This is a genomic window from Paenibacillus humicola, from assembly GCF_028826105.1.
GTDB classification, from domain to species: domain Bacteria; phylum Bacillota; class Bacilli; order Paenibacillales; family Paenibacillaceae; genus Paenibacillus_Z; species Paenibacillus_Z humicola.
Map to the genome: position 1 here is coordinate 5,479,177 of NZ_JAQGPL010000001.1, position 13,296 is coordinate 5,492,472.

The window sequence follows — 13,296 nt, forward strand, 5'->3', positions numbered from 1 at the left end:
CCCCCCGGCACTTTCATGCCTAAATTCCAACGGGGCGAAAGTCGATGAAAAAAAGGCCCCGATCTGCAGCAATCGAGACCGGGACCTTAGGAAACATTCGGCTTAAGAACGCGTCACAAACAGATCGTTGATGACCGAGAAATGCGCGTTTACCCAATCGAGCAGCGGGCTCGGAACGACGCCGAGCGCAACCGTCAGCAGCGCGCACAGCCAGATGACGACACCGGTCGTAACCGGAATGTGCACGTCGCCTTCGTCTGTCGTGGAACGCATGAACATTTGCCGCACCAAACCGAAGTAGAAATAATACGTGATGACGCTTGTTCCCGCCATGACGGCGACGATCCAATACAACCGCGACTGCGCGGCGCCGAGCAAAATGAACAGCTTCCCGAAAAAGCCGCCCGTCACCGGCAGCCCCGCCAGCGACAGGACGAAGACGACCATGGCGGCCGCGGTCCACGGCGCGCGGTAATACAGACCGGCGAGCCCTTTCAAATCGGAATGGCCGCTCGTCCGCTCCACCGCCGCATAGACGGCAAATACGCCGACGTTCATCAGCACATACGCCGTCAGGTAAAAAATAAATTCCCCGAAGTTGGCCGCATGCAAACCTTTGAACGACATGCCGAGCGGCACGAGCAGGTAACCGGCGTTCGCCACGCCGGACAGCGCAAGCATCCGTTTCAGGTTGCGCTGCCGAAGCGCGGCCGTCGAACCGATGATCATCGCGGCCGCCGCCACGATCAGGAGCGTCAGAAAAATGTCGCTGCCGATCGGGGCATTGTCAGCCGAAGCGCCGGTCGCCGCGTTATACAGGATCCGAAACAGAATCGCGAACGCGGCGCCTTTGGAGACGACTGCAAGAAACGCGGTGACCGGCGTCGGCGCGCCCTGGTAGACATCCGGCGCCCAGACGTGGAACGGCGCGGCCGCGATTTTGATGCCGAAGCCCGCGATGAGCATGAAAAACGCCACGTACAGCAGCGCCTTGAAATCGCCCGCGTGCTGCTGCACGCCCGTCGCGATATCGCCGAGGTTCGTCGCGCCGGTCAGGCCGTACAGGTACGACATGCCGAACAGAACGAGTGCGGACGAGATTCCGCCTGTCACGACGTATTTGAAGGCGGCCTCCGCCGACTCCACGGCGTATTTGCGGACGCCGACAAGAACGTAGGTCGTAATGCTGAGCAGTTCCAGGCCGACGAACAGGGTGACGAGATCGCCGGAGGACGCCATGACCATCGCGCCGACGACCGCGGGCAGCAGCAGGTAGTAGAACTCGCCTTTCTCCGGGATGTCCTCCCGCTTCACCGTTCCGAGACTCATCAGCACGATGAGCGCCGTCGCGGACAGGAAGACGATTTTCAGCATGCTCGAGAAATCGTCGATCCGGTAGCTGTCGGCCAGCAGCCGGATCGGCTGACCGCCGGCTCCCGCATTCATGTCCAGCAGCCGCCAAATGACGACGCCGAGCGAAGCAAGCAGTCCGGCCAGCGTCAGCCAGCCGATCACCGATCGGTCGGATCTCTTGGGCAGTGCCAGGTCGACCAGCGCCAGTACGATCGCGAGCGCGATCAGAATCCATTCCGGGGCGAGATAGGCCGCATCGCTCCATGTAAACGAATGAAGCTCATTCAAATTCATCGTCTATCCCCCCACTTTCGCGTTAAGCTGCTGCAAAAAGGCGTCGAAGCCGTGTTTCATCGTCTCGGTCAGCACCGCGGGATATATCCCGATCAGCACGATAAACGCCAGCAGTGCGATCATGGGGACCGCTTCGATGAAGCGCGCGTCGCGGATCGACGCCAGACGCTCGGGCTGAGGGCCGAACGTAATGCCGAGCACCCCTCGCAGCACATAAACCGCGGTCAGAATAACGCCAAGGACGGCAATCGCCGTCAGCGTCTTCATCGTGCCGAACAGGCCGAGCAGCGACAGAAATTCCCCGATGAAGCCGGACAAGCCCGGCAGGCCGAGCGACGCCATCCCCGCCGCCAGCAGGATGCCGCTGATGAACGGCACGCTCCGCGCAAGACCGCCCAGATCGGCAAGCTCCGTCGAGCCGGTCCGTTCATATATCGTGCCGACCAGCAGGAACAGGAGCGCAGAGATCAGACCGTGGGAGACAAGCTGGAAAACCGCTCCCTGCAGGCCCGTCTCGTTGAGCGACGCAAGGCCGAGCAGCACGATGCCCATATGGCTGATGGACGAATACGCCAGCACGAGCTTGAATTCCTTCTGCACGAACGCAATCGCCGCGCCGTACAAAATGTTGATGACCCCGAGCACCGCAATGACGACCGCCCAATCCTTCGTCTGCCCCGGGAACATAAACAGCCCGAACCGGATCAGACCGTAAGCGCCCATCTTGAGCAGCACCCCGGAGTGGATCATGACGACAGGCGGCGGCGCCTCCGCATGCACCTTCAGCATCCATGTATGGAACGGGAATATCGGAAGCTTGATGCCGAACGCGATCAAGAGCAGGATGAACGCCGCCCATCGCATCGCATCCGTCATGAAAATCGTCCCCGTTACTCCTTGCGTCTGATCGGGAGGCAGGTTCACATAGGCCTGCGGGTTAGTAAGATTGCTTCCGATCACTTCATAGCTGCCGCTGTAGGTGAGATGAACCTCCTGGTTTGACGCGGCCTGGTTGATGCTGAAGCCGGCCGTGGAGACGAGCAGCACGAACGCAATCAGCATTATGGCGGAGCCGACGCCGTTATAGAGCAGGAATTTGTTCGCGGCCCGCTCGCGGTCCATAAAGCCCCAGATGCCGATCAGGAAAAACACCGGAATCAGCGTCAGTTCGAAGAAAATGAAGAACAGGAACACGTCGCGCGCCAGGAAGACGCCGAGCATGCCGATTTCCAAAATCAGAAACCAGATGAAATACGATTTCCAGCGTTTTTTCACATGGACCGAAGCCAGCGCCGCCATAGCCGCAACAATTGCCGTCAGCAGCAGCAGCGGCAGCGACAGCCCGTCGATCCCCATATGGTACTGGAATTGGAACGCGTACGACGTGACCGAGGCGCCGACGGCTTCCTTGTTGAGCGAGGCGTTGATCCAGGTCGCCGTCTCTTCAAATGCCTTGCCTCCGGCGGCGCTGTCATAGTTCGCGTACAGCCAGAGCGTCAGCGCCAGCGGGATCAGCGTCGTCACGATTCCCGCCGTCTTCAGCCATCCGCTGCGCTGCTTCGGCAGAAACAGAATGACCAATATTCCGAGCAGAGGCGAAAAGGTAATGAGCGATAAAATCGGGATGTTCGACGGCATTACCAGAACCTCCTTCCGACGACCGCGACGATGAGCACGACAAGCCCGAGCACCGTAATGAGGCCGTACGTCTGAACCTGTCCGTTCTGCAGACGGGTGCCGCCGCGGCCGAACAGAACGGCCGCTCCTCCGGCGAGCTTCACGATACCGTCCACGATATAATCGTCGATCGCATTCAGCAGCAGTCCGATTCCGCGCAGCCCTTTAACGAAAACGTAATGATACAGCTCATCGATATAATATTTGCGCTCCAGCAGCCGGACGAGCCAGGGCGCACGCGAGGAGACGGCGTCCCGCGAAATCGTGCCTTTGACGAATACGAGCCAGCCCAGATAGATGCCGAGCAGCCCTACCGCGATCGAGACGACCATTACAAGCCCGCCTCCGCCCGGCTCCGGCTCGGACGCTCCGTTCAGCCAGGTGCCGAGCGTATCGTTCCACGGAGTCTGCACGAAGCCGGCGACGACGGCCAGCACCGCCAGCACGACAAGCGGCACGGTCATCGTCCAAGGCGATTCGTGCGCATGCGATTCGCCCCTCGGCTTGCCGGTGAAGACGAGGAAGAACAGCCGCGACATGTAGAAGGCCGTAAAAAAGGCGGCCGCCACGCCGACGACGAACAGCGCCGGCTTCTCGTGCATCGCCGCAGTCAAAATCGCATCCTTGGACCAGAATCCGGAAAACGGGGGGATACCCGACAGCGCCAGCGCGCCGATTCCGAACGTCCACGCCGTGATTTTCATCTTCCGGCCGAGACCGCCCATTTCCTGGATATTCTGCGTATGTACAGCATGAATGACGCTGCCTGCGCCAAGAAACAGCAGCGCCTTGAAGAACGCGTGTGTAAACAGGTGGAACACGCCGCCTGTAAGCGACCCGAGTCCGAGCGCCATCATCATGTAGCCGAGCTGGCTGACCGTGGAGTAAGCGAGCACCCGCTTGATATCGTTCTGGGCGACGCCGATCGTCGCCGCGAAAATCGCCGTAAATCCGCCGATCCACGCCACCGTATCCATCGCCGCAGGAGAAGCGGTAAAAATATCGAACGTGCGCGCGACCAAATAAACCCCCGCCGCGACCATCGTCGCCGCGTGGATGAGCGCCGAGATCGGCGTCGGGCCTTCCATCGCGTCCGGCAGCCACACGTGCAGGGGAAATTGGCCCGATTTGCCGACGGCTCCGACGAAGATCAGCAGTGCGATCAGCGTCGTCACGCCAGCGGCAATCGTGCCGGTTTCAGGCTGGAACGCGTTATGAATATGCACGAAATCCAGCTGATGGTCCGGCATGTACCAGAACAGCAGCAGGATGCCGAGCAACAGCCCCGCATCCCCGATCCGGGTAACGATAAACGCCTTTTTGGCCGCCGCCTTCGCCTCCGGCTTGGTGTACCAGAAGCCGACGAGCAGGAACGAACAGACGCCGACCAGCTCCCAGAAAATATAGAGCGTCAGCATATTGTCGGCCAACACGAGCCCGAGCATCGAGAACGTAAACAGAGCCACGTAGCTGTAAAACACCGAAATCCGCTCGTCGTCCTTCATATACCCCGCCGAATACAGATTGACGAGAAAGCTGACGAGCGAAACGACGACAAGCATGAGCGCCGTCAGGTTCGTCACTTCAAAGCCGGCGTTCAGCTGCACGCTGCCGGCGCTGAGCCAATTGACGGAATATTGATAATAAGAGGAGCCGTCTCTCATATGCTCGGCGAGCACAAGCACGGACATCACAAGCGCGCCCAGCGATCCGATCGTGCCGAGCAGAACGCCGAGCAGTCCGTGATTGCGGCCGAAAGCGAGCAGCAGCACGTAAACCGCCAGCGGGAAGAGCGGAATGATCCAGGCAAGCTCCGAAAAAGTCGTGTTCACGCTAAGCTTACCTCCTCATTTCGTCGAATTCGTCGACGTTTACCGTGCCGCGCGCGCGGAACAGCGCGATGAGCACCGCGATGCCGACCGCCGCTTCCGCTGCCGCGACCGCGATCGTAAAGAGCGAGAACATTTGCCCCTTCAGCGAAGGCACGACGCCGTATTTGGAGAACGCGACCAGGTTCAGGTTAACCGCGTTCAGCATCAGTTCGATGGACAGCAGCACGACGACCGCGTTCCGTTTCACAAGCGCCCCGTACAGGCCGATGCAGAACAGAATGGCCGCCATCGTCAAATAGGACGATAACATTCAGTCCGCCTCCTTCTTCGCAAGTACAATCGCCCCGATAAACGCCACCGTCAGCAGCACCGATACAAGCTCGAACGGCACGACATAAGCGCTGAACAGCTGCTTGCCGATTTCAAGCGTATTGTCCGCCCCGGGCTGAAACGGCTGCGGCGGCTCCGGAAAATCCGTCTGCCGGATGGCAAAGAACAGGATGCCGAACAGCGCCAGTGCGCCGACCGCAGCCAGCGTTTCCTTGAGCGGGCGTACCGGCTCCGTCCCGCCTTCCTGGTGCTTGGTCATCATAATGCCGAAAATCATCAGAATCGACACGGCGCCGGCATAGATAAGCACCTGCACGAACGCCAGAAATTCCGCTTGAAGCAGGACGAACATGCCGGCGACGCCGATGAAGACCGCGGCGAGCGAGACCACCATATGCACGACCTTCGTAAAGCTGATCATCAGCACCGAGCCGCAAATAATGATCACGGCAAAGATGAAAAACGCGATGAACTCGCCGGTCAAATTCAGATTGAACATGGTTTATTTCGCGCCCCCCTTGGCGGCTTGCGGAGCGCCGATATTGTTGTTGTCCTGGCGGACGTTCACGTTGTTGTCGTCCAGCCACTCCCGGTCCTTGAACAGCTCGTCGCGGCTGTAGGACGCCAGCTCGAAATTGTTCGTCATGACGATCGCCTCCGTCGGACACACCTCGGTGCACAGGTCGCACAAAATGCAGATTTCGAAGTTGATGTCGTAGGTATCGATGACTTTCCCTTTTTTGTCCGGATCGGGATTCGGCTTGCCGGTCAGCGTAATGCATTCCGTCGGGCAAATACGCGCGCACTGGTTGCAGACGATACATTTGTCGGGCTCGAAATGCTGGATGCCGCGGAAGCGGTCCGGCATAATAATCGGCTCGTCGGGATAGGAAATGGTGACTTTTTTCGAGGTCATCGATTTCAGCGTAACGCCAAGCCCTTTGAGTAGACCTTTCATTCCCGTTCCTCCTAAGAAGTTTTGCATCAGGCAAAACTTGACTTCGCGAGAGCGGCCGCCTCTTCGGCGGCGAAGCAAGTTTCTTCCTTTGGAAAAGAAGCAAAGCTTCGGCTTATTTTACGAACAGCTCCAAATAAACAGCCGTGACGAACACGTTCAGGATCGCCAGCGGCAGCAGCACCTTCCAGCCGAGGCCCATCAGCTGATCGACCCGGATCCGGGGCATCGTCGCCCGCAGCCAGAACAAGAAGAACACGATAAACCCGAACTTCAGCAGAAACCAGATAATCCCCGGCACGAAATCGAGGAAAGCCAGCGGCGCATGCCACCCGCCGAGAAACAGCACCGTCGTCAGCGCGGCAATCGCGTAGACGTAGACGTATTCCGTCAGCATGAAGAAAGCGAAGCGGAAGCCGCTGTATTCGACATGATAACCGGCGACAAGCTCCGATTCCGCTTCCGGCAGGTCGAACGGCGTCCGGTTCAGCTCGGACACCGCCGCGATGACGAATACGGCGAAGCCGATAATTTGCGGCAGGAAATTCCACTGCCAGAACCAGTCGCCCTGCTGGTCGGCGATGCCGCGCAGATTAAGCGTTCCGGATACCATGACGACGCCGACGACGGAAATGACAAGCGGAACCTCGTAGCTGATCATTTGCGCCGCCGAACGCATGCCGCCGAGCAGCGCGTATTTATTGTTTGACGACCAGCCGCCGAGCACGATCGCGATCGTGGAAATGCCCGACAGCGCGACGTAATACAAAAGCCCGACGTTGATATCGGCGAAATAAAGCTTTTGCGTATACGGGATGACCGCCAGAACCGCGAAGGCCGGGACGTAAGCGAGCACCGGCGCGAGTACGAACAGTGCGCGGTCGGCTTTGCGCGGAATGGTGTCCTCCTTGATCAGCAGCTTCAAAATATCGGCGAACGATTGGAACAACCCTAGAGGACCGACGCGGTTCGGGCCGATCCGCAGCTGCATCCAGCCGATTACCTTTCGCTCGAAATAGATCGCGTAGGAGACAAAGCCGAGCACCAGCGCGAGCAGAACGACCCCCCATAAAAAGAAGATGAGGGCGTGTCCCCACGTCAGCGTTTCGTTCAGCCAGGAGCCCATCAGCAGTCCACCTCCCCGACGACAATGTCGATGCCGCCCAAAATCGTGATGAGGTTCGTCATCGTCTCGCCGACCAGCAGCTTCGGCAAAATTTGCAGGTTGACGAAGGACGGACGGCGGAATTTGAGCCGGTACGGCTCCGCCTTGCCTTTGGATACGATATGGCAGCCGATTTCGCCGCGCGGCGATTCGATCCGGACGTACGCCTCGCCGGCCGGCGGACGAATGACGCGGGGCACTTTGCCCATCGTTTCGCCCGAGGACGGAAACTGCTCCACCGCCTGTTTCAGGATGCGAAGGCTCTGGCGCACTTCCTCAAGCCGGATCAGATAGCGGTCGTAGCAGTCGCCGTTTTTCCCCAGCGGAACGTCGAATTCGAAGCGGCTGTACAGGCTGTACGGCTCCGCCTTGCGGATATCCCAGTCTACTCCGGTGCACCTCAGGTTGGCGCCGGAGAGGCCGTAATCGATTGCGGTTTGCGCGTCGTAGGCGCCGACCCCCTTAATCCGGGCGAGAAAGATTTCGTTGCCGCTGACAAGGTTGTCGTATTCCTCCAGCTTCTTCTCCATGTACGGAAGAAATTCCCGCACCTTGTCGATCCAGCCGTCCGGCGCGTCCCACTTCACGCCGCCCACGCGCATGTAGTTATAGGTCAGCCGGGCGCCGCACAATTCGTTGAACAGGTCGATAATGATCTCCCGGTCGCGGAAGGCGTACAAAAACGGGCTCATCGCCCCGATATCGAGCAGGTAGGTTCCCCACCAGACGAGATGGCTTGCGACGCGCTGCAGCTCCATGACGATCAAACGCATGAATTCGGCGCGCTCCGGAATCTCGATGCCCATCATCGTCTCGACGGCATGGCAGAGCACGTAGTTGTTCGTCATCGCGGACACGTAGTCCATCCGGTCGGTGTACGGTATGATTTGCGTATAGTTCAGGTTTTCCGCCAGCTTCTCGGTTCCCCGGTGCAAATAGCCCATAACCGGAATCGCCTCGTTGATGACCTCGCCGTCGAGCTTGACGACGATGCGGAAAACGCCGTGAGTGCTCGGATGCTGCGGGCCGACGTTAAGCAGCAGTTCTTCGGTACGGATCACAGGCGCTTACACCTCCGGGTCGAGCGGTTCATAGTCTTTGCGAAGCGGATGGCCGACCCAGTCGTCCGGCATCATAATGCGGCGCAGATCGGGGTGACCGGGAAAATCGATGCCGAGCAGATCGAAAATTTCCCGCTCGTTCCAGTTCGCCGTCGCCCAGACCGGCGTCGCGGACGGCACGGACGGCTCCTCGCGGTCCGTCTTCACCTTGACGGCCGCTTCGCGTTTCGTTTCCAGGGAAACGAGATGATATACAACTTCCATGTAAGATTCGTAATCAACGCCCGACACGTTGCGCAAATAATGGAAGCCGAGCGAAGAATCCGTTTTCAGCAAACGGGCCGCTTCGCTCCAATAATCGGCTTTCACCGTTACCGTCGGCAAATCGCCGTTCATTTCGTTGATGACCGCTTCCTCGACGGCTCCATCATGAACGTGCGTGCGGAGCAGCCGGACGATCTCGTCAAGCTCCGGCTGCTTCGGCGAAGGCGGCTTCGGCTCAGCGGGGGCCGCGCCCGCTCCGGCCTTCACCGCGGCGCGGGCCGCGCGCGCTTCCGCGGCGGCCTTCAGCTTCGCCTCGCGCTCCGGGTCGGCCGCGGGTGCTTCGCCCGCCGGCGCTCCGCCGCCCGCCGGCGCTTCGCCGCCCGCGGCGGCAGCCTTCGCCGCGGCGCGGGCCGCGCGCGCTTCCGCGGCGGCCTTCAGCTTCGCCTCGCGCTCCGGGTCGGCCGCGGGTGCTTCGCCCGCCGGCGCTCCACCGCCCTCGCCAGCGGCCTTCGCCGCGGCGGGGGCTTCCGGCGTTTCCGCATCGGCAGCCGAAGGTGCGCCGCTGTCCGCTTCGGAAGCCTGCCCGCCGGACGCAGCCGGTTCGGCGGCTGTCGTCTCCGCGGGCGGCGCCGCTTCCTCAGGCGCCGATGACGCGCCGTCTCCAGCCTCATCGCCGCGGCTTCCGTCCGGCTTCAGCTCTTTATCCTTCTCTTCGCTCATCGGCTCGTCACCCGCTTCCCGGTTTTCGCCTCGTAGCGGATTTTCTCCTGAAGCTTGTTGATCCCGTAAATCAGCGCCGCCGGATTCGGCGGACATCCGGGTATATAAACGTCTACGGGCACGATCTGGTCGACGCCCTTCATAACGGCATACGATTTAACGTACGGTCCGCCCGCCGTCGCGCACGAGCCCATCGCGATGACCCATTTCGGCTCCGGCATCTGATCGTACAGACGCCGCAGCAGCGGTCCCATTTTCTTCGTGACCGTGCCGGCGACGATCATGACGTCCGATTGGCGCGGCGACGTACGGAAAATAACGCCGAAGCGGTCGAGATCGTAATGGGATGCGCCGGTCCCCATCATTTCAATGGCACAGCAGGCCAGCCCGAACGTAAGCGGCCAGAGCGAATTGCTCCGCGCCCACGCCTTCAGCTGCTCCAGCGTGCCCATAAACACGTTCCGTTCCAATTCCTGCCGCTCTTCCGGGGAAATCGATTCTAAATTGAATTCCATTTGAGCACCTTCTTTTTCCAGGCGTAGATCAGGCCGACCAGAAGCAACCCGACAAAAATAATCATCTCGACAAGCGCAAATAAGCCGAGCTGCTTATACGCTACGGCCCATGGATATAGGAAGACGGTCTCCACATCGAATACGACAAACATCAGCGCGAACAAATAATAACGCACATTGAAACGGACCTGGCCTTCCCCTACCGGTTCGTTCCCGCTTTCGTACGTCGTCTTCTTCTCCTCCGTCGGCCTGCTCGGCCGAAGCAGCCGGCCGGTTGTCAGCGCTACAGCCGGAAGCAAAATCCCAAGCAAAATGAAGATCGTCACAATCACATAATTGTTGATGTACTTCTCCATATCATCGCCTCCGCGGGATCGAATAGGGGCGGGAACAGAGGCCGCGCCGCTCGGTCAAATTTCCCTCACAATTATAACAAAAGCTGTCATCCTCGTCTATTGCCGATTGAATGCGCTTCCCGAGACGCGGCACCGAGGAGTATTTGACATCATTATCCTATTCAGAGGTGCTGCTGCAGCAAAATCATATTGAAGTGGAGATGTAACGTTCTTTCAGGATCTGCTTTGCAATAAAGAAAATTTGCCCCATATGCTCCGAATAATGCGCCGCGCACTGATGCAGAAGGTCGAGATGGGTCCGTTCCCGGCCTCGCACCGTTTGCGTCTGCACCAGCCGTGCGTCCGTGCTGTCACGAACGGTATCGATGACGAGCTGCAGACGGTCCCGCACGGTGGTCTCCAGATCCGATTTTGCTGCTTGCGCCTGCTTCAGTTCTTTCTCGCGGTTTCGACGGATATCGTGATGAAGGATTCCTTTCAGGATGCGCTCTTGAATGTTGCCGTCGATATGCCGGATTAACGTTGAGATGCTGTGGCTTGTCGGATCGGGCTGCCAATTGACCTGCTCATCGTCAAGCTGTTCCAGCGCTTGGAGGATCCGTTGCCGAATTTCTTCAAATTTGTTGATCAGCCAAGTCCGGTTAAAATCAGCTTCCATTGGTTGCCCCTCCCTCTAGATAAGGTACGTGTAAAATTCGGCGTACCATTGGCAAATTCCTTTATTTTCTACCGTTAGGGATTCGCCGGCGGCCCGCGCGCATGTCCGGAAACAAAAAAGCTCCCCATCCCGGAAGCCCTTTTCCGAGGGGAGCCTGATAGAGGTTATGTTTTTGCGCCTGCCGTAAACGCGGACGCCCCAGCTTGTTTGACTTCGCCGCCGCTCGCTGCGTCCTGCCCCGGCTGTCCGCAGCCGGCGGATGGGACGCGGCCGTCCGCTGGCCGGTGCGAAGCGCCGGAACCGGATGCCGCTTCGCCTGCGGAAGCGGAGATACCGCCGCTCTGCGGCTTCCCGGCCTGCGCCGCCTGAAGGGCCGCCAGCTTCTTCTGTCTGGCGAGCAGCGCGAATACGAACAGGTAGTACAGCCAGTAGCCGACGAATTCTTCGACGGAAGGCGCCTGCGAGTAACCGAGAAACGCTTTGAAAAAGACGCCGACCTGGCCGCTAATCAGCGGGTGATGCCCCGTATCCCGTATATAGTTCGCCTCGTCGATCGGATGCTCCGGCATCAGCCATACGATATTGTATACATGGCCGATTTCGCCGCCGGCCGTATGGTAGAAGGTGCCCATCAGCCGCAAATCCTGCATGACCCCGATCGCCTGCACGAACAGCCCGGCGGCAATCATCACGAGGAATACGCCCGTAACTTTGAAAAACGAGCCGACCGGTATCCGCTTGCTGCTTTTGAATACGATCCAACCGAGTAAAACCGCCGTCGCAAGCCCGAGCAGCGCGCCCCAGCTTTGCAGCGCCTGCGAAATGTTGCCCTGCGCGATCGCGGCGAAGAAAAACACCGTCTCCACGCCTTCGCGCAGCGTAACGAGAAAAGAGTGCACGATCATGTTCAGCGCGCCGCCCGCCGATAAAATGAGCGCTACTTTATTTTGCAGCTTGCTGCGCATTTCACGGTTCTGCTTGCTCATGAACAGGATCATATGGGTGAGCAGCCCGGACGATACGAACAGGATCCCGATCCGCAAATAATCCTGGCTGCCCATCGCCTCGTACCCGACCAGTATCGTCTGGAACACGAACGCGACTCCCAGACTGGCCAGTATAGCCAGGGCGACGCCGGTATAGACCCATTTGTTCCATTTCGACTGCCCGATCCGGTTCAAGTAGGTAATGATGATGCCGACGATCAATATCGCTTCGAACGCTTCGCGAAACGTGATGAGAAAAGCCTGCACATTCATGACGCTCACTCACTCCTTGCCTAGAAAAAGCCTTTGCGCCTTGCCCACCAGACGGCGAGCGCCGCGATGACGACAACGCCGCCGATGACGCCGAACGTGACGGCCGCATTCGTATCGTTCTCCCGCTTCATCGGCGCGTTTTGCGAACCGCCGGCGGCCGCATCGTTCGCGGCTCCGCCTTCCGAAGGCCCGGCGGACGATTCCCCGGGAGCGGCCTTATACGGAAACAGCGGCTTCAGCTGGGAATAGATTCGGTTCACGGCCGCTTTCACCTTCTCGGGCTCCGCCTCTTTTTTGCCGACGCCGAACAGGCCGGGATTGCCGACCGCGTCAAGAGCGGTTTGAAAATCCTGCTCGATCGCGTCAACGCCGGACGGGGTCAGCTTGGGCTCGGCATACGGCTTCAGCGTTTCGAAGGTTGCCTTCGCTTTAGCCAGCAGCAGTTTCGCCTGCGAATAATCGGCAATCGATTCGAGGGTGTTTTCGAAGCGGCGGTTCAGGTTCATGACGAGCACCGCTTTATAATTGGCGATCGTGTCGTCCATATTTTTGGAGGATATATTCTGGTCCAGCGTTGCGGCAACCGGTTCCCCGAAATGGGAAGCGATTTCGGCGCGGCGCGCCTTGTGAGCGTCCGAGGCTCCGTTCCAATCCGGCGGCGATTTGCTCAAATCGGCTGTAACCAGCTTGAAGGTTTCCGCCACATCCTCGGTGTTTGCGTCGCCGTAAGAATAAGCCAAGGCGTTTCCCGGAGCGGCAGTGAGCAAGATGAAGATCGTCAGCATGACGGCTTTCAAACGCGTGTGCATGAATTCACCTTCTGTGTTTAATTAACAGCGGCATTCAGGAAACCGGCT

14 protein-coding genes are annotated in these 13,296 nt (G+C 59.2%); all 14 read right to left on the minus strand.

Annotation, left to right across the window (positions count from 1 at the left end; all coding sequences use genetic code 11):
* Window positions 1-102: 102 nt before the first annotated feature.
* Window positions 103-1,647 carry an NADH-quinone oxidoreductase subunit N gene (locus tag PD282_RS25085; protein ID WP_274654266.1) on the minus strand — a complete coding sequence of 515 codons (1,545 nt, stop codon included), beginning with the start codon at window positions 1,645-1,647 and terminating at the stop codon, window positions 103-105.
* Between the two features lie 3 nt (window positions 1,648-1,650).
* Complete coding sequence (locus PD282_RS25090) at window positions 1,651-3,285, minus strand: complex I subunit 4 family protein (protein WP_274654268.1); 1,635 nt, start codon at window positions 3,283-3,285, stop codon at window positions 1,651-1,653.
* Entirely contained in the window at window positions 3,285-5,156 is a 1,872-nt protein-coding gene (gene nuoL, locus PD282_RS25095; RefSeq protein WP_274654269.1) for an NADH-quinone oxidoreductase subunit L, read from the minus strand. The genes PD282_RS25090 and nuoL overlap by 1 nt, the downstream gene beginning before the upstream one ends.
* Before the next feature lie 7 nt (window positions 5,157-5,163).
* Window positions 5,164-5,466 carry an NADH-quinone oxidoreductase subunit NuoK gene (gene nuoK / locus PD282_RS25100; protein WP_274654271.1) on the minus strand — a complete coding sequence of 101 codons (303 nt, stop codon included), beginning with the start codon at window positions 5,464-5,466 and terminating at the stop codon, window positions 5,164-5,166.
* On the minus strand, window positions 5,467-5,985 hold the full coding sequence (locus tag PD282_RS25105; RefSeq protein ID WP_274654272.1) for an NADH-quinone oxidoreductase subunit J: 519 nt from the start codon (window positions 5,983-5,985) through the stop codon (window positions 5,467-5,469).
* Window positions 5,986-5,988: 3 nt separating this feature from the next.
* A complete protein-coding gene (gene nuoI / locus PD282_RS25110; RefSeq protein ID WP_274654274.1) occupies window positions 5,989-6,444 on the minus strand; it encodes an NADH-quinone oxidoreductase subunit NuoI in 456 nt (151 codons plus the stop codon).
* A 112-nt stretch (window positions 6,445-6,556) separates the two neighbouring features.
* The gene (gene nuoH, locus PD282_RS25115; protein WP_274654275.1) at window positions 6,557-7,567 is read right to left on the minus strand and encodes an NADH-quinone oxidoreductase subunit NuoH; all 1,011 of its coding nucleotides are present in this window, start codon (window positions 7,565-7,567) and stop codon (window positions 6,557-6,559) included.
* The gene (locus PD282_RS25120) at window positions 7,567-8,667 is read right to left on the minus strand and encodes an NADH-quinone oxidoreductase subunit D (protein ID WP_274654278.1); all 1,101 of its coding nucleotides are present in this window, start codon (window positions 8,665-8,667) and stop codon (window positions 7,567-7,569) included. The genes nuoH and PD282_RS25120 overlap by 1 nt, the downstream gene beginning before the upstream one ends.
* Before the next feature lie 6 nt (window positions 8,668-8,673).
* Entirely contained in the window at window positions 8,674-9,651 is a 978-nt protein-coding gene (locus PD282_RS25125; protein WP_274654280.1) for an NADH-quinone oxidoreductase subunit C, read from the minus strand.
* Entirely contained in the window at window positions 9,648-10,166 is a 519-nt protein-coding gene (locus tag PD282_RS25130) for a NuoB/complex I 20 kDa subunit family protein (RefSeq protein ID WP_274654282.1), read from the minus strand. Before PD282_RS25130 ends, PD282_RS25125 begins: the two co-directional genes overlap by 4 nt.
* The gene (locus PD282_RS25135) at window positions 10,151-10,522 is read right to left on the minus strand and encodes an NADH-quinone oxidoreductase subunit A (protein WP_274654284.1); all 372 of its coding nucleotides are present in this window, start codon (window positions 10,520-10,522) and stop codon (window positions 10,151-10,153) included. The genes PD282_RS25130 and PD282_RS25135 overlap by 16 nt, the downstream gene beginning before the upstream one ends.
* A gap of 184 nt (window positions 10,523-10,706) precedes the next feature.
* Window positions 10,707-11,180 carry a DinB family protein gene (locus PD282_RS25140; RefSeq protein WP_274654286.1) on the minus strand — a complete coding sequence of 158 codons (474 nt, stop codon included), beginning with the start codon at window positions 11,178-11,180 and terminating at the stop codon, window positions 10,707-10,709.
* 164 nt (window positions 11,181-11,344) lie between these two features.
* Entirely contained in the window at window positions 11,345-12,439 is a 1,095-nt protein-coding gene (locus tag PD282_RS25145; protein ID WP_274654288.1) for an FTR1 family iron permease, read from the minus strand.
* Window positions 12,440-12,459: 20 nt separating this feature from the next.
* Complete coding sequence (locus PD282_RS25150; protein WP_274654290.1) at window positions 12,460-13,248, minus strand: hypothetical protein; 789 nt, start codon at window positions 13,246-13,248, stop codon at window positions 12,460-12,462.
* Window positions 13,249-13,296 lie beyond the last annotated feature (48 nt).